The organism is Paraburkholderia sp. A1BS-2L (assembly GCF_051125205.1).
In the GTDB taxonomy this organism is placed as follows: domain Bacteria; phylum Pseudomonadota; class Gammaproteobacteria; order Burkholderiales; family Burkholderiaceae; genus Paraburkholderia.
Genome location: NZ_CP120430.1, coordinates 94070 through 116173 on the forward strand (window position 1 = coordinate 94070; position 22104 = coordinate 116173).

A 22104-nucleotide genomic window follows, 5' to 3' on the forward strand; every position below is an offset into this window, starting at 1 on the left:
CGCGGCGAACAGGGCTCAGGCGGCCGCCACGCGGCGCAGCGGCTCGACTTGATCCGCGGGTTGCGTGTTCTGCGTGTGTTGCGTTTGCGCCTTGCGCGGGTCGTGCGTGCGCCAGTACTGCGTGGCCGCGCCGGTGCCGCTGCCGGGGCGCACGTCGATACCCACGTCGAGCATCGCCATTTCCGCGCCCGCAATGGCGCTCGTGAGCATCAGTTCGTTCAGGTCGCCGAGGTGGCCGATGCGGAACACCTTGCCCGCGACCTTCGAGAGGCCCGCGCCCAGCGCGAGGTTGTAGCGCCGGAAGGCCGTGTCGATCACGTTGGCCGCATTGAAGCCCTGCGGAACGACGATGGCGCTGACCGTATCCGAATACCACTTCGGCGCCTTGGCGCACAATTCGAGCCCCCAGCCTTCGGTCACGGCCGCGCGCACGCCCTGGGCGAGGTAATGATGGCGCGCGAACACGTTATCGAGTCCTTCCTGGAAGATCAGGTCGAGCGCAGCGCGCAGGCCGTAGAGCAGGGACAGGGCAGGCGTGTACGGGAAGTAGCCGGTTGCGTTGGCCTTGATCATGTCGCCGAGATCGAAGTAGCAGCGTTTTGACTTCGCATGCTCCATCGCCTTGAGCGCCTTCGGGCTCACGCACAGCATGCCCAGGCCCGCCGGCAGCATGAGGCCCTTTTGCGAGCCGGTCACGGCCAGGTCGACGCGCCAGTCGTCCATGCGGAAGTCGATGCAGCCGATCGAACTCACGCCGTCGACGAACAGCAGCGCGGGGTGATGGGCATTGTCCATCGCGTGGCGCAGTGCGCCAATGTCGCTCGTGACGCCGGTGGCGGTCTCGTTGTGGCAGGCGAGAATGCCCTTGATCTGATGCTTCTTGTCGGCCTTGAGCACCTCTTCGATGCGCTCGACGGGCACGCCCTCGCCCCAGTCGACGTCGACGATCTCGACTTCGAAGCCCAGCCGCTGCGCCATGTCGGCCCACAGATGGCTGAACTGCCCGAAGCGCGCGACGAGCACACGGTCGCCGGGCGAGAGCGTGTTGGTCAGCGCGGCCTCCCAGGCGCCCGTGCCCGAGGACGGAAAGATGAACGGTTGGCCGCTCGTGGTTTTGTAGAGGCGCTTGAGGTCGCTCAGCACGCCGTTCGCGAGCTCGGGAAAGCGCGTTGAGCGGTGGTCCTCCATCGACACGACCATCGCGCGCAGCACGGCGTCGGGAATGTTGGTGGGGCCGGGCACGGCGAGAATGTTGCGACCCGGGATACGCGTTCCAGTGGTATTCGACATGTCTGCACTCCTGAGTGACGGGATGATGGCCTTAGGTAGGTACGTAGGTACGAAGCTATGAAACGTCCGCTCGGGCGGTTGAATCAGACGGCGGGCCGTTGGGCCGTGGCGCTGTGCAGCTGCGCGGGCGCGTCGCCGTAGACCGGGAAGCGCGTCGTGAGCGCGTGCACGGCGTCGGCCACGCGGCGGATCACGAGATCGTTCGCGGGCGCTTCGAGCACGTCGGCGATCAGATTCGCGAGATGCCGCGCTTCGGTTGCGCCAAAGCCGCGCGTGGTCATCGCGGGCGAGCCCACGCGGATGCCGCTCGTGACGAAAGGCTTTTGCGGGTCGTTCGGAATGGCGTTCTTGTTGACGGTAATGCCCGCCTTGCCGAGCGCGGCTTCGGCATTCTTGCCGGTGATGTTCTTCGCGCGCAGGTCGACGAGAAAGAGGTGCGATTCCGTGCGCCCCGAAACGATGCGCAGCCCGCGCTCCTGAAGCGTCTCGGCCATGGCGCGCGCATTGATCATGACCTGGCGCTGGTAGTGCTTGAACTCGTCGCTCATCGCCTCGCGGAACGCGACCGCCTTGGCCGCGATCACGTGCATGAGGGGGCCGCCCTGGATGCCGGGGAAGATCGTGGAGTTGAGCGCCTTCTCGTGCTCGGCACTCGAGAGGATCAGGCCGCCGCGCGGGCCGCGCAGCGTCTTGTGCGTGGTCGAGGTGACGAAGTCGGCAATGCCCACCGGGCTCGGGTAGAGGCCCGCCGCAATCAGTCCCGCGTAGTGTGCCATGTCGACGAAGAGCCACGCGCCCACGCTGTCGGCAATCTTGCGAAAGCGTTGCCAGTCGATCGTGAGCGCATAAGCCGAGGCGCCAGCGACGATCATGCGCGGCTTGTGCTCGTGCGCGAGGCGCTCGACTTCGTCGTAGTCGATTGCTTCGGTATCCGGATGGAGTCCGTAGGCCACGGCGTTGAAGAGCTTGCCGCTCACGTTCACCGACGCGCCGTGCGTGAGGTGGCCGCCGTGCGCGAGCGACATGCCGAGGATCGTGTCGCCGGGCTTGAGCACGGAGAGATAGACGGCCTGATTCGCCTGCGAGCCCGAATGCGGTTGCACATTCGCATATTCGGCGTTAAAGAGCTTTTTCGCGCGGTCGATGGCGAGCTGCTCGGCCACGTCCACGTGTTCACAGCCGCCGTAGTAGCGCTTGCCCGGATAGCCCTCGGCATACTTGTTGGTGAGGAGCGAGCCTTGCGCCTCCATCACGGCGGGCGACGTGTAGTTTTCCGATGCAATCAGCTCGATGTGATCTTGCTGTCGCGTGGATTCCGCAACGATGGCCTGACGCAATTCCGGATCGGTTGCTGCGATGGTCTGCTGGAAGCTGAACATGTGGGTCGCCCTGGTGTCGATGGTCGGTGTCGGAAACTTGAGATCGATGGTAGTGGCACCGCGCCAAAAACACTCATTCCGGTTTGTTATCCAACCCATAACCCGGCCTGGAAGCCAATGCCGGCGGGGCTCCGGCACGCGGGAATACCTCATCGTGGGCATTGCCGCACTGGCCTGCGCTGGTAGAGTGAGGGCATGGGATGGACGCCTTTTTCAGGAGTCCAGCGGAGGCTGATGGCCTCAAGAGGAAGCGGAAGAGGAAGCGGATGCTTAACCTGACATTGCGGCAACTGCGCGTTTTCGAGGCGGCGGCGCGTCACCTGAGTTTTTCACGCGCGGCCGAAGAGCTGCATCTGACGCAGCCCGGTGTGTCCGCGCAGCTCAAGCATCTCGAAGAGACCATCGGCATGAAGGTATTCGAGCAGATCGGGCGGCGTATCTTTCTTACCGAGGCGGGCCGCGAGGTCTACAGCCATTCGCGCTCGATTCAGGAGCAACTGTCGATACTCGAGGAGTCGCTCGATCAGTTGCGCGACACCACGCAGGGCAAGATTCGCGTTTCGGCTGTAACGGGTACGGCCGGCCATCTCTCGCTGGCGTGCATTTCGCGCTATACGAAGGCGTTTCCGGGTGTGCGCGTGCGGTTGAAGTTCGGCAATCGCGAGAATGTGCTTGGCGCGCTGGCCGGTAATGAAGCCGATCTGGCGATCATGGGGCAGCCGCCCGAAGGTCAGGGGCTCATGGCCCAGCCTTTCATGAAGAACCCGTTGGTGGCGATTGCGCCGCCCGATCATCCGCTTGCACGGCAACGTGCGATTCCGCTCGCGGCGCTCGAGGACGAGGTTTTCGTGGTGCGCGAACCGGGCTCAGGCACGCGGCGCGCGATGGAGCGCTTCTTTGCGGAGCATCGCATCCGGTTTCGGCCGGGGTTAGAGGTGAGCAGCAACGAGGCCGTGAAGTGCTGCGTGCACGTTGGCATGGGGCTCGCCGTGGTGCCGCTGCAGACGGTGCTGCCGGAGCTGGAGACGCTGCGCCTGAAAGTGCTGGATGTGGAGCGCTTTCCGATCGTTCGGTATCTGTATATCGTGCATCGCGAGAGCAAGCATCTCTCCGCAGCCGTGGAGGCGTTCAAGCGGACCCTGCTGGGCGAGGCGCAGAAGGTGATGGACGAAGTGTAGGGAGGGGGGCTTAGGTTGCGGGGTGCGTGCGTTTCGTGGCGCACCGCGACCTGGGCTCACGTGGCAATGAACACCTCGCCCCTGCCGTCCACAGAAACATCGCCTGCGAGCCGCCGCGGCGTCCATTTCGCGAGATCCCCGAACGCACCGCCTTCTTTCGCGAGGCTGCGTGTGACGAGACGCCAGAATACGCTGACCTCGGCGTGAATCTCCACGAACCGGTTCGTTGCCGGGACGTTCCGCGCATCAGGCAAGATCAGCGAACCGCGCCGCATGCCGTATGCGAGATGCTCGCCCACGCTGCCTGCGATGCCGATCGTACCGGCCACCATGCGCGAGGCAGCAAACGCACCGGCATCGCCGAACACGAGCGCCGTGCCGCGCCGCATGCGGTCGCCAAAGCGCTCGCCGGCGTGACCACGCACGATAAGCGTGCCGCCGCGCATTCCGTCCATGCTGCCCGGCAACGCCGCCGCCGCGAAATCGCCGGTATTGCCGCCAATCTCGATGCGCCCGCCCGCCATCTCGCAGGCCGCGAAAGCGCCGCTGCTGCCGCGCACGGTGAGCGCGCCGGCACTCATCTGCGCGCCCGCGAGATCGCCCACGTCGCCGTCCACGACAATCGTGCCGCCATCCATCGCGCAGCCCACGCGATCGTAGCGCCGCAAGTCGCCCTCGAAGGCGATGCAAGGTTCCGCGTCGGGCGTAGTGTGCATACGCACATCGAAGAGGTCCGCGAGCGCGATGCGCTCGGTGCCGTGCCAGAGCGGCAGGCGCGCGACTTCGCTGTCGCTCAGGGGGGCGAGTGCGGCGGGCAGGAGCGAGCGCGCGTCGATGCGCAGCGCGGGCGCCGTCTTCACGCGCAGCGTGATGCGCTTCATGGGGTTTCTCCGTTACCGCACAGACGATGCAGATGAAAGTGGAATGGGCCGAGCTTGCCGCCATAGTTTCCCGCGCTAATGCGCGTGACGCCGGCTTGTGCGCCCCGCGCGGTCACGGCTTCGATACCGGCGCGCATCGCATTCGCGACGTCAGCTTCGCTGAGTCCGTCGACGACGATCTCCAGCACGCAGCGTGTCTCGTCGGTCAATGCCGTGCGCGGGGCGAGGCCCGCGAGCGTGGGACAAAACGCGTCGTTGGTCGAGGCGGGCAGGGCGGTGTACTTCGAGCCGACCTTCGAGCCGGAGCGCACCACGCCGCCGGGAAACGGCATGATGATGCCGGGCACGCGCCGCATCGCTTCCACGGCCGCTTCCGCGCCCGCGAGCGCGGCGTCGGGGTCGCGCGCGAGCAGCAGCAGGTTGCCGCCGCCCACGCCCTTGATCACGCAGGTCGTTTCCTGCGCAACGAACTCGCCGTCCATCACGGGCACGCGCCAGTAGCGCACGCCGTCGATCAGCTTCGAGATTTGCCAGCCGTCGCCGAAAAAGCGCAGGTTCTTGCCGAGCGCGATGGCCTCGCCCTCGGTAATGCCCGCATAGACGGCCGTGGTCGGGCAGGTCAGCACGCACTGGCCCACGCGCCGCTCGACCTGCTTGGCCAGCTCCTTGCCCGACATCGAGAAGAGCAGGACCGCTACGCCTGGCCTGCCGTCGGGTGACGCGTCCGGCTCGATCTCGCGTTCGATGGCAGCCTCGCAGCCGCAGGCGATTACCGAGGTCGCAAAGCCGGTCGCAGCCACGGCTGCGTGGCGCGCCCAGGTGCGGTTGCGCGCGGTGATCACGAGCCGGGTGGCCTTCATCGGAAAGGCTTCGGCGAAGGTGTCGTCGATGGTGACGCCGTTGATGGTGAGCGGCGGATGCTCCGCAATGCTCGCGCTTGCGCTCATGTCGGCTGTTCCCCTGTGCTGTTGCCGTGTGCGACGCAGGTCGCGGGCAGGAGCCGCCCGCCGTTGCAGCACGAGCAGAGCTCGTCGCGGCTGATGGCGGCGTGACGAAAGTTGTACGCGAGGTGGCGTTCGCCGTATTCGTCGAGCGTGCGCTCGATCGAACGGTCGAACTCCGGCGCGACGAAATGCGTGCCGCCCACGGGTGTTGCCACGATGCGCCCGTTGCGCGCGACCAGCTCGCCATCCTTGAACACATATTCCGGTGTGCTGAACATGACTTCGAGGTTGGCGTCGTCGCGATACACGGCGATGTCGGCGGCGGCACCCACGCCCAGGCGGCCACGGTCGCGCAGCCCGAGCAGCCGCGCGGGCGCGGCGCGCGTGAGAATCGCGATTTCCTCGAAGCTCAGTTCGCGCGTCATGCTCGCGAGCGCCGATTGCTGCGCGACCTCGGGATGCAGCTTCGCAAGCTGCTCGTCGCGGAACGATTTGTCCATCAGCAGCCGGATCAGATGAGGGTAGCTCGTGAACGGCCCGCCGTTCGGGTGATCGGTCGTGAGCGTGATCTGCCAGGGGTTCTTCACCATCAGGAACAGTTCGAGGCCAATCGTCCATTGCAGCGCGTTGACGTAGCTTTGCTCGCGATAGCGGAACGGCACGACCCCGCAGCCCGCATCGCATTCGATGTCGCCCGCGATCCATTTGCGCGGCGAGGCGAACTCGGCCTGCTTGACCTGTTTCATGATGTCGCCGGAAGCGGTGACGGTCTGTCCGAACATGATCTGGCCTACGTCGATCGAGATGTTCGGATGGGCGTTGACGGCCTCGGCAATGCGTTCTGCCGCCGAGGAGAATTTGCGCGGGCCTTCAGTGCCGTAGCTATGGAACTGGATATGCGTGAGGTGGCCCGGCAGCCCTTCGAGCGCGTCGATCGTCGCGAGCGTGGAGTCGACGTTGCCTGGCACACCCAGGTTGCTCGCATGAATGTGCAGCGGATGCGGCACGCCCAGCTCGGTGAGTGCGCGCGCGAGCGCATGCAGCACCTGGCGCGGCGTGATTGCGTAGTGCGCGTGCGTCTCGTCCACATTCAGGCTGCGCTGGTTGAACTTGAAGGCCGAAATCCCGCCCGGGTTCACGACCTTCACGCCCAGAGCCTTCGTGGCGTTGATGGACCAGCCGACGTAATCGCGCAGGCGCTCGAAATCCTCGCCTTGCGCAAGCATGCGCAGGAATAGCTCGTCGTTGCCGAGCATCACGTAGGCGCCGTGATCGATGATCGGCGTATCGCCCATCTCCAGATGCGTGTGGCGCGCATTAGAGGCGATCATCGCGGGTTCGAATGCCGCGGTGTAGCCCATCTCGGCGTAACGGTAGCCCGTCGCGAGCGTGCCGGGCGTGCAGACGCCGCACGAGGCCAGCTCCAGTTCGTTTTCGGCCTGCTCGCGTTGCATCCGGATCCGGTGATCCTCGGGCATCAGCATCCGCGCGAGGTTCACCTTGCCGCCGCCGATATGCGAATGCATGTCGATGCCGCCTGCCATCACCGTCATGCCGGTGACGTCGTATTCCCGGTCCACGGCTTCCTCGTCGCCCAGATGAACGATGCGGCCGTCGCGCACGCAGAGGTCGGCAATCTGGCCGTCGATGCGGCTTGCCGGGTCGAACACGCGGCCGCCGCGCAGACGAAACGTGCTCATGCTGCGTTCTCCTTGCACGATGCGAGCTTTGCGTCCAACTGTGCCGCGAATGCGGCCACCGTCGGCAGCGTGTCTGCGTAGATGGGCGTGAGCGGCAGCACGACGCCGCCGTCGGCGCGAAACAGATGGCCTGCGGAGCCGATGCCCGGCGTGGAGACCGGCACGAACACGGTCGGACCCTCTCGGTCGGCGCAGGCTGCGGCGAGGCCTGGATGGCCGAGCACGATCGTCGGGAGAGGGGTACGCGGCGGCGGCAGGTCCGCGCCGAAGCTCGCGACCCAGACCAGCGCGTCAACGTCGCGATCCGCGAGCAGGCGCGCCGTGTCGTAGCGCTGCGGCGCATGCTCCAGGCCGCTGCGGTGCACGCCCGTGCGCAACGGCAAGCCGGAGAGCCAGGTGAGTGCCTGGTTGACGCTCGCGCCGCCGTCGTCGCCGCCGAGTGCAAGGCCGCCCGCGCGCCGCATGCGGTTGAGCGTTTTCAGCAGCCGGTCGAGTCCCTCCACGAGCAGCGCGGCATGAGCGCCCGGCAGGTCAGCAGGAATCCATACCATTGCCGTATAGTCCGCCGCGAGCATGCGCTCCACGAGCGCGGCCAATGCGGGATCGGCGGGGGCGCGCAGGGATTTGCCGGCGAGCAGCGCGTTGAGCATGGCCACGGTGTCGTAGAGGTCGCCCTGCAGCGGCACGGCGAGCGTCTCGACTCCGGCGCGTTGCGTGAGCGCAGCGTCGATCTCGCAACCGAGAAAGACGACGGTGCGCTGTGACGGTCCGACGCCATCCGTCTCGCCACCCGTTTCGCTACCCACCGCGCAACGCGAGAAAAACTCGGGATAGCGCGTCGATGGCGAGGAGCCGATGCAGACAATCAGATCGGCGCGATTGCGGATCTCGGCAAAGGTCGTCGTGAACGCGCCGCGGTCCTGCATGGCCGTCAAGCCGTGCATCAGCGCGCGGCCATGCGCATGGTCGACGATCGCGCCGCAGGCGTTGGCGACGCGATAGAGCGCGCGCGCGCCGGCAACGTCGGTGGCCATGCCGCCGAAGAGCGGCTGGCGCGCGCGGGCGAGCCACTGCGCGGCGGTGTCGAGCGCGGTCTGCGCGTCCACCGGTTGGCCGTTCACGGCGGGTGTCGCCGAGGACGGCGTGCCGCCGAATTGGGCGAGTGCGCGCGCGGCGCGCGGGCAGCTCGTGCCCGCCGGCGTCAGCGTTTCGCCTTGGGCGACGCCAAAGCGGTCGCACAGCAGCGCGCAGAACGGGCAGGTCCAGGGTGGGGTGTCGAGAGTCGCATCCATGCCTGCCGATCTGCAAGGGCTATGCCATGAGCGATATTGCGGCGGCACAGGCGCCAGCTACGCGCCTTGCGAGCCGCCATGCAGGAGGATGGGCGTCTCGCGTCGCCCGCCGGGTGCGCCACGGCGCGTGCCGTGCGCGGTACACAATGCGCACGGGAATTCGCGAGCGCGTCACACACTGTCACGTCAGGCTCGTACCCACGCCTTATCCGCGCAAGGGGCGATCTGGCTGGCGATTCGTCGCCGATGCCATTGCCGGTTCATTGCTGATTCACTGTGACGAGCCGCGAAACCGTGGCGCGGTGGTATGCGCGCGCCACTGGCACGAAACGTGATTGTGGCGATGTGGCAGGCGCCGCGCGCGGGTCGCGCATTCAGGATGCAGCGGGAATACGCCGCTCGTGCAAGGCGGAGGCCACAAGCCATGCAGTCGCGCCCGAGGTGGCCGCCGCTTGCAGATCGTCCGCGTGGCGAATGCCGCCCGCGCCGATGATCTGCCGCTGCCCAGCGCGTTCGCTGACCTCGGCGATCGTGTCGAGCGCAGGGCCGTCGAACGAGCCCACGCGCTCGAGCGTCATGACGATCAGGCGTGCGGGCCAGTGAGACGTGTCGGTCCAGCAGCGCGGATCGCCGAGCGGCGTGTCGTGACGGCGGTCGAGCGAGAGCAGCGCGTCGGCGGGCAGATGCGTCATTGCGCCGGGCTGCAGCGATTCGCTGCCGAAGACGGGCGTGATGGGCGCATTGCGGGAGGCGCTTGGGGTGCCGTTCGCGATGTCGCTGCGGGTGCCGCATTCGCGCACTAAGGCAAGCAGTGCGCTGGCCGCATGAGGATCGGCAAAGCCCGCATCGAGCCACAACTCGATGCCGGGCAGCGCACCGGCGAGCCGGGCAAGCAGGTCGAGTTGCGGTGCGCCGTGCATGATGCCGTCGAGATCGGCGACATAGAGCACGGAGGCGCCGCAGTAGTCGAGCAGAGCGTGGGCGGCGTCCACAGGATCGCTGCCGCTGCAGAGTTGCGATTCGAGGGCGCGATAGCGGCTGCGTTCGCCGCGTATGGCACGCACGGCGGTGCCGCCGAGCACGTCGATAACGGGAATGATTTGCATGGGGGAGCGAGCGATGACGAAGGTGCTGGTCTACGAATATATCAGTGCTGGCGGCGATGAGGCAGCGGCTGCCAGGCCCGAACTGCTCGCGATGGGGCGCGCGATGCGCAATCCGGTGGCGAGCGACCTCGCGCGCATTCCCGGCGTGGAGGTGACCTGCATCTGTGCGGCTGGCGATACCGCCACTGCGCCGCGCGCGCCCTCGCTGACGTGGCACGTGCCGCCGCGCGCGCACGACGCCGTTGCGTTCGTGGGTGCACAGGCGCAGCGCCACGACGCGGTCTGGGTCATCGCGCCCGAGACGGACGGCGTGCTGGCCGCGCTGTGCGGGGCGGTGGACGCGTCGCGCTGGATCGGTTGCAATGCCGCCGCGCTCCAGGTGGCGGGCAGCAAGCGCAGGACGGCGCGGCATCTCGCGCAAGCCGGCATTGCGGCCACGCGCGCCTGGTCGGCCGACGCGCCGCTGCGGCCCGGCGCGAGTGCATGGGTCGTGAAGCCCGACGACGGTGCCGGCGCAATCGATACTCATGTCTATCACGACTTTCGCGCGGCCCAGTCTGCGTTCCTCGCGCGCCTCGCGGCGCAGGAGGACGTGACTTTCGAGGAATGGGTGGAGGGCGACGCGCTGAGTCTCTCGCTGCTGTGCACGCGGGGCCGCGCGGAACTGCTGAGCGTCAACTGGCAGCATGTGAACGTCACGCAGGGGCGCCTCGCCTATGAGGGCGTCACGGTAGGCGCCATCGCGCTCGACAGCCTCGTGGGCCGCGCCTGCACGGAGCTGGCCGCGCGGGTCGCGCACGCGCTGCCGGGATTGGCGGGCTTCGTTGGCGTCGATGTGGTCTGGCATCGCGAGCGTGGGCCGGTGATCGTCGAAATCAATCCGCGCGTGACCTGCGCCTATGCGGGGCTGGCGGCGCGGCTTGAGATGAACCTGGCCGCGCGCGTGCTTGCGGCGCACCTCGAAGCCCAGCACGAAGCTCAGCACGACGCGAACGACGGGGTTCGCGGCACGGCACACGACGGCGCCGAACAGGTCTGCCATGTTGGATGACCTCGTGATCGGCTGGGACATCGGGGGCGCGCACGTGAAGGCGGCGCGCGTGGAGCATGGCTGCGTAGTCGAAGTCGTGCAGTGGCCTTGCCCGCTCTGGCAAGGCCTTGCGCAACTGGACGCCGTGCTGGCCCAGGCCGCCGCACGCTGGCCCGATTACCGCGAGGCCGGCCATTCCGTGACGATGACGGGCGAAATGGCCGATCTCTTCGAGCATCGCGAGGCCGGCGTGGCTGCGCTCGCGCAGCGGCTCGCCGCACGTTTGGGCGAGCGCGTGGTTTTCTATGCAGGGGAGGGGCGCTGGTGCGCGCTGGACGAGGTGGCGGCGCACTGGACGGACATCGCCTCGGCCAACTGGCTCGCCACGGCTCAGGTGGTCGCGCGGCGCCTGCCTGATGCAGTGCTGGTGGACATCGGCAGCACCACGACGGACCTGATTCCGGTGCGCGGCGGCCGCGTTGCCGCACGCGGCACCGACGACGCGGCGCGTTTGCGCACGGGGGAGCTGGTCTATCAGGGCGTCGTGCGCACGCCGCTATGCGCGCTCGCACAGCGCATCGGCTTTCGCGGCGAGACCTGGAACGTCATGAACGAGCTCTTCGCAACCACTGCCGACGTGTACCGGCTCACCGGCGAGCTCGCCCCCATGCACGATCAGCATCCGGCCGCGGACGGCGCAGGCAAGGACGCCGTGGCTACGCACCGGCGGCTCGCGCGCATGATCGGCCATGATGCGCGAGATGCATCGGAATCCGAATGGATTGCCTTCGCCTGCCAATGGCGCGATCTGCAGCTCGGGTATCTGGCCGCGAATCTCACGCGCATGCTGGGCAAGGTCGGGCCGGCGCGCGGTGCCGTGCGGCTGGTGGCGGCGGGCTGCGGCGCATTTCTGGTCGAGGCGCTCGCGCATTCGTGCGGGTATGAGACGGTGCGCTTCGGCAAGCTCATCGAGGCGCACGGCGGCGCGGCGGGCTGGGCGCAGGTCTGCGCGCCCAGCGCGGCGGTTGCGCTGCTGTTCGCGGAGACTGCCGATGCAGCGCTCGCGTGACGCGGCGGGATGGCCGATGTCGTTGGGGGAGCGCCTATGTGGGTGGTGAAGATCGGCGGGAGCCTGAGCCGCGACCCGTTGCTGCAGAAGTGGCTGCGCGAATTGAACGAACTGGGCGGCGGGCGCGTGGTGATCGTGCCGGGCGGCGGCGGCTTCGCGGATCAGGTGCGCGAGCATCAGGCGGTCTGGCGATTCGACGATCTTGCTGCGCACAACATGGCGGTGCTCGCGATGGCGCAGCACGCGTTGATGATGCAGGGCTTGTGCCGCCGCCTCGTGATCGCGGCGACCGAGCCTCAGATCCGCCACGCGCTGCATGAAGGCCGGACCGCCGTGTGGGCGCCGTTTGGTCTGCTGCGGCAGGAGGCCGATACGCTCACGAGCTGGGACGTGACGTCGGATTCGCTGGCGGCGTGGCTTGCCAATCGGCTCAACGCCGAGCGTTTGATGATTGTGAAGTCGTGCGAGATCGATTCGCAATGGAGTGTTGCGCAACATGCGGAGAAAGGCGTGCTCGACAAGCGCTTTGCCGAGCTTACCAGGGAGGCTTCTTATCCGTTGGATATCCTTAATAAAAAGGACTGGCCGCGTGTTCGGGAATTGCTGATGCATGCGGCTACGTCTTGAGGGGGCGAGATATAGCGTTTGGCTCGCTTCCTTGTATTGGTGTCCGTATTCCACCGCAGCCTCGGGACGGGGAAGTCTCTTTCATTCTCTAGTCATGCCCAGGGCGGGCGGAGCGCAGTCCACGGCTCGCGGCTACTTCGCTATCATCGGTCTAGCGTATTTGCCCATGAGTCTGACAAACGTGGCGGCCTTTTCATCGACTTGCCCGCCTTGGTCGAGCGATAGCAAACGAATCGTCGTCTCACCCTTGGGAACTTGGAGCATGTTCATCCCCACGGCCAATGCCACTCTCTCAGGAGAGTCGAAGTTTGATCTACGTAGCTGAAGTCATCGTGGATCAGCTCCGCGCGCCGGATGCCCGTGCTGTAGAACGTCTCCAGTATCGCCCGGTCACGGATGCCAAGCGCGCTGGTCACGTCTGGCACGTTCAGGATCCGCTCGGCCTCGTCGGCACTGAGCACGTGCTTCGGCAGGCGCTTCTCCACGCGCGGCATTTCCAGGTCCGCCGCCGGGTTCGACAGGATGCGGTGGTTCCTCACCAGCCACCGGAACCACAGCTTCAGCGGCACCAGCCGCATGTGCTGGCTGCGCCCCGAGAGCGCCTCACCGTTGGCCTTGCGGTACAGGAACAGGTGCCGCTGGTAGCGCTCAAGTACCGGGCGCGTCACCTCCTGCGGACGTGTCACGCCGCGCTCGTCGCACCACGCGATGAACCCGCGCAGGTGTGTCTCGCGGTGCTCAACCGTCTGTTCGCTGTAGTTGCGCGTGCGCATCCATTCGAGGAACGGGCGCATCTGGTGGTACAGGCTCTGCGGATCGTCTGCCGGGCCGATCACCGGCAGCGGCGCGCGGGGCGTGAGCTTCTTTCTCATTCGGTATCCTCAACAATGCGGGCGTGACTACGATGGCGTTCGGGGGCTGCTTTTTTCTCCCTGTATACGGCTTTTACGCCATCTGCCGCGCTGGTTTCCGGCTCGGCCTTGTCCGGCGAGGCTTTGCGGGTCGTTTCACTACCCTGACTTGCCCCTGACCTGGGGGTGACTTGGCCCTGACTTGGGGCTGACTTGCGCTCTCCAGACCCTGACTTGCGTTCATCGTTGTCGAGGTTTTCCGCTTCGAGCAGGCCCGCAAGTCGCGGTTCGTCGTCTGCGCCACCGTCGTACATCAACTCGTATTGCAGCAGGTGGCGCATCGGGCGTGCGTGGGCGGTCTAGCAGCGCGAGTGCCTCAGCGAGCTACGTCTCGCGTGCCTTCATGTAGCGCTGCGATATGCGGCTGTCTTTATGGCCGAGCAGCCGCTGCACGTGAAACTGCGAAGCGCCTTCATTGATCATGCGCGTAGCCGTGTGATGCCGCGTATCCATGAACCGGAAGTGCTCGATCTGCGCTTCCCTCAGGATCTTCTGCCAGTCGCGCACTTCGCGCAGCGGCTCGCCGATCTCATTCGCGAACACGCGCGCGAACGTCACCTGGCGCCGCCACGCCGTCAGCGTCGCATACGCCTCGGCATTCATCGGGATCACGCGCGAGCGTTTGACCTTTGATGTCGCCGGCGCGACGGTGATCGTCCGCGCCCTGAAGTCCACTGACTTCCATTCGAGTCGCATGATTTCACTGCGCCTCAATCCGGAATTAAGCGCGAGCAGGATCGCGGGCTTGACGTGATCGACGAACGCATGATGAGCGGCCGGCAGGTTCGTGAGCCTGCGACCACTGCGCACGCTCGCCTCCGCCTTTGCCCGGATACGCGACTCGCGCGCGTCGAGCGCAGCACGCAATCGCGTTTCCTCGTCGGCTGTCAGTTCGCGGCCGTGCGCCGCTTCTTCCTCGGGGTCGGTCTTGCAGCGGAGCCTCGCGCACGGATTGCTGTCGATGATCTCGTGCTCTATGGCGTGACTGAATAATCCGCCCAGCGCGCCGAGTGTGCGGTTAATGCCCGTGGCCTTGCAGCCTGCCGCGACGCGCGCCTCGATCCACTTCTTCATCATTGGCCGCGTCACTTCGTCCAGTCGTTTCGGCAGCAGGTCAGCGAAGTCGCGCTGGATATTCTTCAGGTTCTGTTCGGGCGTTTCGCTTTTCGTCGTGCCGAGCCAGTAGGTTCGATAGTCGCCATCGAGGTAGCTGCCCACTGTTGGCATCGCGCAGTGCCTTGCATCGGCCATGCGCCGCTCGTGCTTGGCGACACGCGTGGGCATCGTGTCGGCCTTGTGATCGGTGCGCCCGATGAATGCCTTCGCCGCCGCACGCGCTTCCTCCACGGTCTGCGCAGGCCAGCGGCCCACGGTCCGCTTCTGCTGTCCTTCGGGTGCGCTCCAGCGGTACACGAACGACACCGAGCCGTTAGGCCGCATGCGCAGCCCGAAGCCGGTCAGCGTGTCGTCGTAGATGTCGCGCAGCTTCGGCACCTCGCCTCGGGCCAGCGTCGCCAGGCGCTCGCCTTCGAGCCCCCGGATCAGTTCGCGGTTGATACGTTCCTTCGCCATTTTTCTGTCCTCAAGTGGGCGGTTCACGGCGCGAGGACTATTCGAGGACAGTCCGTGCCGCTTACCGCAGTAGACTCAGAGATACCCTGAGATACTTAAGGCATTGATTTAATTGACAAAGTTTACTCTGGTACACCGCAAGAGACCAGACATTTTCCCCGCACAGGGGCAGACCTGGTAGACCTGCACGAATTCAAGTAACCCCGCAAAGCGCAACCCACACAAAGACTGCAATCAGAATTCAGTGTGAATCACGCGGCCTGCAGGGGCTCATACCGTGCCGCCTGCATTTCACCTTTTAACGCGCCGCGCAGCATCCGCACCCGCGCGCCCTCGAGCCTGCCCGTCCGGGCCCCATCGCACAACGCGCTCCGAAACCCGGCAAAATCCGGCAACAGCGCCCGCACGCGTGGCACATGCTCGACACGCAGCGCGCCCGCGAGCCCCACCATCACTTCATGCGCACGCGCGATCTGCACCATGCTATCGAGCACGGCGAGCGGCACGCAGTGAAAGAGGCTGCCGGCTTCCTTGCGCTGCGTATCGGCCATCACACCGGCGAACCCCAACTCGCACGCATATTCAACCAGCCTGAGATCGAGCCCGTCGTCGCACAGCAGCACCGGTACCATGCTCCAGCGCAGCGCACGCATGCGTTCGAGCGTCTCGCGCGCCGCGGGCCCCGGGGCCACGCCCGCCTTCACGTAATCCACGCCGCAGCGGCCGATACGGTTCGCATGATGCGCCACGGCCGCGTGGTCGCCGGGGCGCAGGTCGCCAATCGTCGCGCTCACGGGCAGGCCCGGATTGCTCTCGCGCAACGCGTTGACGATGCTCGCGACGCGCGTCGCTGGCAAAGCGCCCAGCGCGCCCGCGCGCGGTTCCTTGAGGTCGATGAAATCCGCCCCTGCGGCGGCTGCTTCACGCGCCTCGGCGAGGTCGCGCACACTGGTGAGGAGTCGGATCATGTCGGTTCGCGCATGCACGCGCGCTCGTTGTGTGAATCGTGGAGGGAATCGTGGTTTGAATAGAAAGCGGCCGTGGCTTCGCTCAGCCACCGCCAGGCTTCGCGCTCGGCGGGGCCTGCCGTTTTATCGATGGCGATCGTGAGCCACGCCATTTCCGCTTCGATCTTTTCGCGCGGCAGCAGATGCAGGCGGCTCACCAGCACGGCGGCTTCGACTACGGCGGCCTGCGCGCGGTTAAAGCCCGTGAAAGGCGCGTGCGTGGCCTCGGCCACGCGGCGTAGCGTCAGCACCGGGCGGGCCGGGTCGCCGCTCGCGTCGACGAGGCGCAACTCGGTATGCGCGAGCGCCCCCGCGAGACGCACGCCCGGCACCGTGCCGCAGGGCAGCGTCGGCCAGCTTCGACGGCCCGTCACGCAGCCGGCGAACACGCGCACGTCGGTGGTGAAATTCATCACCGCGCAGCCGCTCGCCATGATGTTGTCGTAGGTGGTGGACGGCGTGAACGGCATCAGCACGACGCTCTCGCGCTCGAGGCGCGCGCCCATTGGCGCGATATGCGGCGTGCCGTCGGCGGAGCAGGTGGTGACTACGGTCTCGTGGATCATTCAGGCCTCCTTGCGCAGCGTCGTGCCTGGCGCGCATTGTTCGAGCAGGTTTTCCGCATCGCGCTCGGCGGCGCAGCCCCAGTCGAGCGACTGATCCTGCGCGTAGCGCTTGCCGAGGCGCCACGCCACTTCGGCGCGTGCCAGTTCCACGCCCATGTAGAACGCATGCGCACCGTCGCTTTCGAGCTTCAGGCGCGGCCAGAGCGCGAACGGGTCGACAGCCACATGATGGCCGTCGCGGTTGTAGACGTGCACGCCTGCGCTCGAAACCTGCACCCGAAAGTTCGGATCGCGGATCGCGCGCGCGGTGTCGGCAATTTCCTCGGGCGAGTCGGGGAAGGGCCGTTTCGCATGAACGGTCATCAGCGCGTCCGAGATGCCCTTGGGCAGCGTGCGCTGCTCGCGCGCGGCGTACATCACGCGCCGCGCGACGTCCGCTTCGCGAATCGCGCGGCGGGCGTGCTGGCTGACCTGGGTCGTCAGGATGGCGGCAATGCCCAGCTCCGCGCCCATGCCGAGCAGCACGGCGTTGATGCCGCACGTATCGGCCTCGGTGAGCTCGGTGACGTTGCCCACGCCCATCATGATGGGCGCATCGGGGAACGCGTCGCGCACGCGCTGGTAGCGCACCAGCGACTTCAGGAGGCCGAATGGAATCGGGTCGAGAATCGGATCGGCAAGAAACGGCCGTCCCATCGCGCTCACGGTTTCGATCGCGGTGAAGAGTGACGATTCGTCGGCGGGCTCGCGCGCCACCAGGATGGGCGTCGATTCGACCTCGTTGAGAATCCACAGCGTCTCGGTCGAGAGACTGAGCAGATAGTCGGCGCCGGCGCGGCCGCCGCGCACGAGCTCCTTCGCGTCCATCGAGTCGACGCTGACCGTGAAGCCGCGCGCCTTGAGCGCGCGCACCGCGGCGGCCAGATGCGGGAATGGCGTGGAGGGCAGGCAGCCGAGATCGATCACGTTGGCGCCGTCGGCCTGGAGTTGTGCGGCGCGCTGGCAGATGGCCTCGACGTCGAGGCGGGGCGCGTCCACGATCTCCGCGAAGATGGCGATGTCGTACTTCGAGAGGTCGACCGGCCGCGCTGCGCGGTTGAAGTAGGCCGGCAGATCCTTGAGCTCCTCGGGGCCGCGCGCGAAGGGGATGCCGTAGTGAGCCGAGAGCGCATCGAGGTCGCCCCGGCAGCGGCCAGGCACGATCACGCGGTCGGCCGCGATGGGCGCGCTCACGCGGCGGCGGATCATGTCGGCCGTCATGAGCGCGGCGACTTGCAGGCCGATCTCGCGGATCTCCCAGGTGAACGGCGCGGGCTCGAGGCTGCGCAGCACCCGTTCGAGCCCGGGCTGGGCGAGGCGTCCAGTGAGAAAGACGATGTGTTCCATGGTGTGTGAGTCGGGCTCGCTTTGAATCGTCGCTGGGGTTGTCGCCTGGGTTTGTCGCTCTTGAGCGTCTCTCTTGATCGTCGATCAACTGGCTTGATCAGGCACGGCCGCAAGCAGGCCGAGCGTTCTGTAACGCGTCTCCAGCGCCGCACGTAGCGCGTCGATCGAATTGGCCACCACGCAGTGGTCGATCTGGCGCAGGCGCTCGACGTTCTGCAGCTCGATGTTGCGCGGCCTCAGTTCGACCCAGTCCAGCGGGCTTTTCGTGACCACGACCGGTTCTGTGTCACATGCAAAGATGATGCCGGGAATGCCGAGCTTGCCAGCCTGCGCGAACAGGTTGGTCGGCAGCGTGTCCGAGATGCCGAAGGCGCATTTCGCCACCGTGTTGCTGGTGGCCGGGGCGATCACGAGCGTGTGATAGAGACCGGCTTCGTAGAACATGCCCACCGGCACGGCGCTCGCACTGTTGTCGCGGAACACGCGAAAGCGCGCCTTCAGTTGCGCGATGCCGATCTTGTAGAGCGGCAACACTTCCTCGGCGGCGCGTGAGAGAAACAGGTCGACGTTCGGCTGCTCGGCGGCAAGCGCGAGCGATTCTTCGAGGCAATGCCCCGATCCGGTGATGGCCCACGCAAGGCGAGGCCTCGCGAGCGCCTTATCGTCCCGGCCTTCGTGGGTTGGGTGCGCCTGGTTCGATGGATGGGCTCGGGTCATTGTCTGCCTGCTGTTGCTATCGGTTCGTGTTCGGTTCGTCGTCGGGTGGCTGCCGTGCGCGTGCGCCGTTCCATGCGCTTTTTGATGGACAGGCAGCTTGCGCAGTTTGCGATACACAGTGTCACCGGGCGCGCGACGTGCCAGATGCGCTTTGCCACGCTGGGACCGCGCGCTTTTGCAGTGCTTTTGCCGCACAGTTGCGCTGCCGCGGACCTGCCGTGAACCACTACGCGGGTTTTGCTTGCGACATTCGTGCCTGGGACGGTTCTTGCATGAGTTCGTGCCGACCCATTCAGGGCAAGCGAGAGGAGCAAGCATGAACGCAATCGACACCAGCATGTTCGACCGGCCCGCGAGGCAGGCAGTCAGCACGGCGCGCCAGATTGAAGGCGAGGGTGCGCAACCGATGGACCTCATTTTTATCGAGGGTTTTACCGGCGAGACGGTGATCGGCATCGACCCGGAGGAACTGCACGACGCGCAACCGGTGCAGATCGATCTTTGGGCCGGTCTGCCGCGCAGCCGGGCGTGCGATACCGACGCGATTCACGACACCATCGACTATGGAAAAGTCCACGGTGCGCTGCAGGCCTTGTTGTCGAATCATGGCGTGCAACTGCTCGAGGCGCTGGCCGAGGTGATTGCGCAAATGCTGCTGGTCGATTTCGGCGCGCACTGGGTGCGGGTCGCGCTCGTGAAGCCGAACAAATTCGCCAATGTGAAGGCGGTGGGCGTGACGATCGAGCGGCGCCGCGCGAGCGTGGCACCCGCGCACAAGCGCGAGGGCGTGGCGCTGGCGTTGCTCGGCGCGGGCATGTTTCCGCCGGAAGGGACCTTTTGAACGGGCGGCCGGACGGGGCTTGCCAGGACCCGTCCGGCGCGCCTGTATGAGGTGCTGTCCGGTTCGTTGAGCGCCTGGTTGGGCGCTTGGGTTGTGTGCCTTGGTTCCGCGCTTTGGTTCCGGGCGTGCCGCTCAGCTGGCGGCAAACGGATGCTTCGCTTCGCCCTTGCGGCGCACCACCTCGGCCGCGCGGGGTTCGCGGTTCACGGCGCGCTTGAGCGCCTCGCGTGTGGCGCGATAGTTGTAGTCCTGGATCTTCTGGTCGTCTTCGGCCTGCCAGTGAATGAATACGCCTACGCTGATAAAGACGTCGTCGGCTTCGTCGGCGGGAATCGTGCCGTCTTCCACACTGTCAGCGACCGCGAGTGCCACCGCGCGCTGAGCCGGGCCGAACATCTGCACGGCCTGCTTCGCGCCCTTGATCGTCACCTTGTTGAACAGCACCGTGTTGGGCTTGGCGACCAGGTTGGGCGCGACCACGGCGAGCAGCGAGGTGAAGCCGTCCTTATTGTTGGTGAGCGCGTTGCAGAAGGCGCTTTCCGCCGCCGAGCCGCGTGGGCCGACGATCAGGTCGATGTGCGCGACTTCGTTGCCTTCGCCAACGAGCGATTCGCCAACTAGCACGCGATCTATCTTTGCCATGGGGTTGTCTCCGGTGACTCCAGTGAAAAGTCGGTTAAAGGCGTAATCATCGACGGGTCAAGGCAGGCGGCCGCGAAGAGCGTTGCGACCGTGAGGTCCGCGCTCGTGCCCGGATTGATCCCGCCGGCCTTGAGCGCGGCGTCCCAGTCGTCGAGCGTGCCGGGTGCGCACAGGCGCGCCTCGCTCTGCGCGAGCCACGCCGCCGCTTCGTCCGAAATTCGCTGCGCGCAGGCGTTGCCATGTTTGCGCGCGATGTGCGAATCGGGCCAGCGCGCGAGGAAGGCGAACCAGGTGAGCAGCACCGCGTCGGCGAGCGGCGTGGGCGAAGCGGACCGCGCAGCGCGGGCCGCGCGAAATGTGGCGAGGCCGAAGCTCAGCACATCGCGGAAGTCTTCGGCATACTGGCGCGCGATGCTGTCGCGATCGGCGGCAAGCGTCATGGCCGCGCGCAGATCGACCGTGGGTGTCGTGCCGACACTCTGGCTGTCCGCCTCGCCGAGCCCGCCTGGATTCGCGAGTGCGATCGCGCGATAGGCAGCGCAGGCGTCCTCCACGTTCAACGCTCGCAGGACCTGTTGCAAGGATGCGGTGCAGGCGGGCAACGAGGCCGGCGGCGGGTTGGCTTCGAATGTGCCTTCGAATATGCCTTCGAATGCGGCAGCAAGCGGCGCGCAGAGCAGCACGATGCCGAGATTGGTGTTGCACCCGGCCACGGCACGCGTGCTGGCGATGGCCGCCTCGATGCGTGCGCCCACCGACGTGCCCGCGCGCGCGAGCGGCGCGCAGGCCGCTCGCGCGCTGGCGAGAAAATGGTCCGCGGTCATGCCGTGCCCGGCGGAGGCGACGCTGACATTGCCGGGCTTCGCGCACGCGACATCCTGCTCGCAGGCCCAGAGAAACGCGGCCTCGATCGCCGCCGCTTTCGTGACTGCTGTGGCCGCATTGGCTGCGGGGATGAGCTTGTGATCCGGCCGCGCGTTCATGCGACCGCCTCGCGCGGCGTGCAGCCGTACCCGAGCCTGCGCGTGAGCAAGTCGTCGACGATACAGCCCGCGATATCGAACGATGTCACGGACTGCAAACCGCGCCACGCGGCCACGCCGTTGACTTCGATGACCTGGGCGCCGGCGTCGGCGGCGCCGCAGGGCACCAGGTCGATGCCGGCATAGTCGAGCCCGAGCGCGGCGCTCGCGCGCTCGGCGAGCTGCGCGAGTTCGGGCGTAAGCGGCTGAGTTTCGCAGCGACCGCCTTGCGCGACGTTGCGGATCCAGTGCTCGCTCACGCGCCGCATGGCAGTGACCGCCTTGCCGCCCACCACCAGCACGCGCCAGTCGAAGCCGGGCGTGGAGGCTGGCGGTACGAAGCGCTGCATATACGCGAGCCCGCCATAGCCCCGCAACGCAGGCAGCGCCGCGCAGCCGGTTTCCGCGCTGCGTGCCAGGCGCACGAGCCCCTTGCCCTGCGAGCCGAACAGCGGCTTGAGCACGACCTCGCGGCCTGCCGCCGCCTCGCGCATCACGATGCGGCGCGCGTGCGGCACCGACTCGCCGGCCCACGCGGGCGGCGTGGGGATGCCGGCGCGATGGAGCAGGAACGACGTCATCGACTTGTCGACGCTGCGCTCGATCGCGCGCGCGTCGTTGTAGACCGGCACGCCCAGCTCGCGCAGCGCATGGAGGATGCCAAGGCGCACGGTCACCTGCTCGAACGTGCCGCCCGCGATGCCGCGCACGATCACGGCATCGGGCAGACCGCGGCCATAGCCCGGAATCACGAGGCCGTGCGCGGCCCAGGTGGTGTCGATGCGGCAGTCGGCGAGATCCACGCAGCGGCCCTGCGCGCCGCGCTCGCGCAGCGCGCGCTTCAGGCGCGTGGTATGCCAGCCGGTCTCGTCGGTCATGATGGCGATGCGCGGTCCGCGGGGGTTCGCGCTCGTGTTCGCGCTTGCGATCGCGCTCGCTTTCAT

The 22104-nt window shown here is 66.8% G+C and carries 22 protein-coding genes; 5 read left to right on the top strand and 17 right to left on the bottom strand.

Annotation, left to right across the window (positions count from 1 at the left end):
• Window positions 1-15: 15 nt before the first annotated feature.
• On the bottom strand, window positions 16-1290 hold the full coding sequence (locus P5W98_RS24965; protein ID WP_421027449.1) for an aminotransferase class V-fold PLP-dependent enzyme: 1275 nt from the start codon (window positions 1288-1290) through the stop codon (window positions 16-18).
• An 83-nt stretch (window positions 1291-1373) separates the two neighbouring features.
• Entirely contained in the window at window positions 1374-2669 is a 1296-nt protein-coding gene (gene glyA, locus P5W98_RS24970; RefSeq protein WP_421027450.1) for a serine hydroxymethyltransferase, read from the bottom strand.
• A 266-nt stretch (window positions 2670-2935) separates the two neighbouring features.
• On the opposite strand from glyA, the gene P5W98_RS24975 reads away from it, so the two are divergent.
• The gene (locus P5W98_RS24975; RefSeq protein ID WP_421027451.1) at window positions 2936-3847 is read left to right on the top strand and encodes a LysR family transcriptional regulator; all 912 of its coding nucleotides are present in this window, start codon (window positions 2936-2938) and stop codon (window positions 3845-3847) included.
• A gap of 56 nt (window positions 3848-3903) precedes the next feature.
• Here P5W98_RS24975 and P5W98_RS24980 read toward each other — a convergent pair whose 3' ends face one another.
• The 5 genes from P5W98_RS24980 to P5W98_RS25000 all read right to left on the bottom strand — a co-directional run bounded on the left by P5W98_RS24980 (window position 3904) and on the right by P5W98_RS25000 (window position 9770).
• Window positions 3904-4728, bottom strand: coding sequence for a formylmethanofuran dehydrogenase subunit C (locus P5W98_RS24980; protein WP_421027452.1), 825 nt, complete (start codon window positions 4726-4728; stop codon window positions 3904-3906).
• Window positions 4725-5675 (bottom strand): formylmethanofuran--tetrahydromethanopterin N-formyltransferase, encoded by a 951-nt coding sequence (gene fhcD, locus P5W98_RS24985; RefSeq protein WP_421027453.1) that lies wholly within the window; start codon window positions 5673-5675, stop codon window positions 4725-4727. Before fhcD ends, P5W98_RS24980 begins: the two co-directional genes overlap by 4 nt.
• The gene (locus P5W98_RS24990) at window positions 5672-7372 is read right to left on the bottom strand and encodes a formylmethanofuran dehydrogenase subunit A (RefSeq protein WP_421027454.1); all 1701 of its coding nucleotides are present in this window, start codon (window positions 7370-7372) and stop codon (window positions 5672-5674) included. The genes fhcD and P5W98_RS24990 overlap by 4 nt, the downstream gene beginning before the upstream one ends.
• Window positions 7369-8664, bottom strand: coding sequence for a formylmethanofuran dehydrogenase (locus tag P5W98_RS24995; RefSeq protein WP_421027455.1), 1296 nt, complete (start codon window positions 8662-8664; stop codon window positions 7369-7371). The genes P5W98_RS24990 and P5W98_RS24995 overlap by 4 nt, the downstream gene beginning before the upstream one ends.
• Before the next feature lie 374 nt (window positions 8665-9038).
• Entirely contained in the window at window positions 9039-9770 is a 732-nt protein-coding gene (locus P5W98_RS25000) for a HisA/HisF-related TIM barrel protein (RefSeq protein ID WP_421027456.1), read from the bottom strand.
• Between the two features lie 13 nt (window positions 9771-9783).
• Here P5W98_RS25000 and P5W98_RS25005 point away from each other — a divergent pair, with 13 nt between their 5' ends.
• Genes P5W98_RS25005 through P5W98_RS25015 form a run of 3 tightly spaced genes read left to right on the top strand, consistent with a single transcriptional unit; the run spans window position 9784 to window position 12496 of the window.
• A complete protein-coding gene (locus tag P5W98_RS25005; protein ID WP_421027457.1) occupies window positions 9784-10821 on the top strand; it encodes an ATP-grasp domain-containing protein in 1038 nt (345 codons plus the stop codon).
• The gene (locus P5W98_RS25010; protein ID WP_421027458.1) at window positions 10811-11869 is read left to right on the top strand and encodes a hydantoinase/oxoprolinase family protein; all 1059 of its coding nucleotides are present in this window, start codon (window positions 10811-10813) and stop codon (window positions 11867-11869) included. The genes P5W98_RS25005 and P5W98_RS25010 overlap by 11 nt, the downstream gene beginning before the upstream one ends.
• Before the next feature lie 36 nt (window positions 11870-11905).
• The gene (locus P5W98_RS25015; protein ID WP_421027459.1) at window positions 11906-12496 is read left to right on the top strand and encodes an aspartate kinase; all 591 of its coding nucleotides are present in this window, start codon (window positions 11906-11908) and stop codon (window positions 12494-12496) included.
• A 266-nt stretch (window positions 12497-12762) separates the two neighbouring features.
• Here the strand turns inward: P5W98_RS25015 and P5W98_RS25020 are convergent, their stop codons facing one another.
• The 7 genes from P5W98_RS25020 to P5W98_RS25050 all read right to left on the bottom strand — a co-directional run bounded on the left by P5W98_RS25020 (window position 12763) and on the right by P5W98_RS25050 (window position 18655).
• Window positions 12763-13368 (bottom strand): hypothetical protein, encoded by a 606-nt coding sequence (locus P5W98_RS25020; protein WP_421027460.1) that lies wholly within the window; start codon window positions 13366-13368, stop codon window positions 12763-12765.
• Window positions 13365-13688 carry a hypothetical protein gene (locus P5W98_RS25025; RefSeq protein WP_421027461.1) on the bottom strand — a complete coding sequence of 108 codons (324 nt, stop codon included), beginning with the start codon at window positions 13686-13688 and terminating at the stop codon, window positions 13365-13367. Before P5W98_RS25025 ends, P5W98_RS25020 begins: the two co-directional genes overlap by 4 nt.
• Before the next feature lie 43 nt (window positions 13689-13731).
• Window positions 13732-14979, bottom strand: coding sequence for a tyrosine-type recombinase/integrase (locus tag P5W98_RS25030; protein ID WP_421027462.1), 1248 nt, complete (start codon window positions 14977-14979; stop codon window positions 13732-13734).
• 251 nt (window positions 14980-15230) lie between these two features.
• On the bottom strand, window positions 15231-15947 hold the full coding sequence (locus tag P5W98_RS25035) for a (5-formylfuran-3-yl)methyl phosphate synthase (RefSeq protein ID WP_421027463.1): 717 nt from the start codon (window positions 15945-15947) through the stop codon (window positions 15231-15233).
• Window positions 15944-16552, bottom strand: a complete 609-nt coding sequence (locus P5W98_RS25040; RefSeq protein ID WP_421027464.1) for a DUF447 domain-containing protein — start codon at window positions 16550-16552, stop codon at window positions 15944-15946. Before P5W98_RS25040 ends, P5W98_RS25035 begins: the two co-directional genes overlap by 4 nt.
• On the bottom strand, window positions 16553-17938 hold the full coding sequence (locus P5W98_RS25045; RefSeq protein WP_421027465.1) for a DUF6513 domain-containing protein: 1386 nt from the start codon (window positions 17936-17938) through the stop codon (window positions 16553-16555).
• Between the two features lie 84 nt (window positions 17939-18022).
• Window positions 18023-18655 carry a flavoprotein gene (locus tag P5W98_RS25050; protein WP_421027466.1) on the bottom strand — a complete coding sequence of 211 codons (633 nt, stop codon included), beginning with the start codon at window positions 18653-18655 and terminating at the stop codon, window positions 18023-18025.
• A 316-nt stretch (window positions 18656-18971) separates the two neighbouring features.
• Between P5W98_RS25050 and P5W98_RS25055 the strand changes: the two genes are divergently transcribed.
• Entirely contained in the window at window positions 18972-19496 is a 525-nt protein-coding gene (locus P5W98_RS25055; protein ID WP_421027467.1) for a dihydroneopterin aldolase, read from the top strand.
• Between the two features lie 132 nt (window positions 19497-19628).
• On the opposite strand, the gene fae is transcribed toward P5W98_RS25055, so the two are convergent.
• From fae to P5W98_RS25070, 3 genes are read right to left on the bottom strand one after another with little or no spacing between them, the layout of a single operon-like run.
• Window positions 19629-20138: a formaldehyde-activating enzyme gene (gene fae / locus P5W98_RS25060; RefSeq protein WP_421027468.1), complete on the bottom strand. Its 510-nt coding sequence runs from the start codon at window positions 20136-20138 to the stop codon at window positions 19629-19631.
• Window positions 20126-21121: a triphosphoribosyl-dephospho-CoA synthase gene (locus P5W98_RS25065; protein ID WP_421027469.1), complete on the bottom strand. Its 996-nt coding sequence runs from the start codon at window positions 21119-21121 to the stop codon at window positions 20126-20128. Before P5W98_RS25065 ends, fae begins: the two co-directional genes overlap by 13 nt.
• Entirely contained in the window at window positions 21118-22104 is a 987-nt protein-coding gene (locus tag P5W98_RS25070; protein ID WP_421027470.1) for an ATP-grasp domain-containing protein, read from the bottom strand. The genes P5W98_RS25065 and P5W98_RS25070 overlap by 4 nt, the downstream gene beginning before the upstream one ends.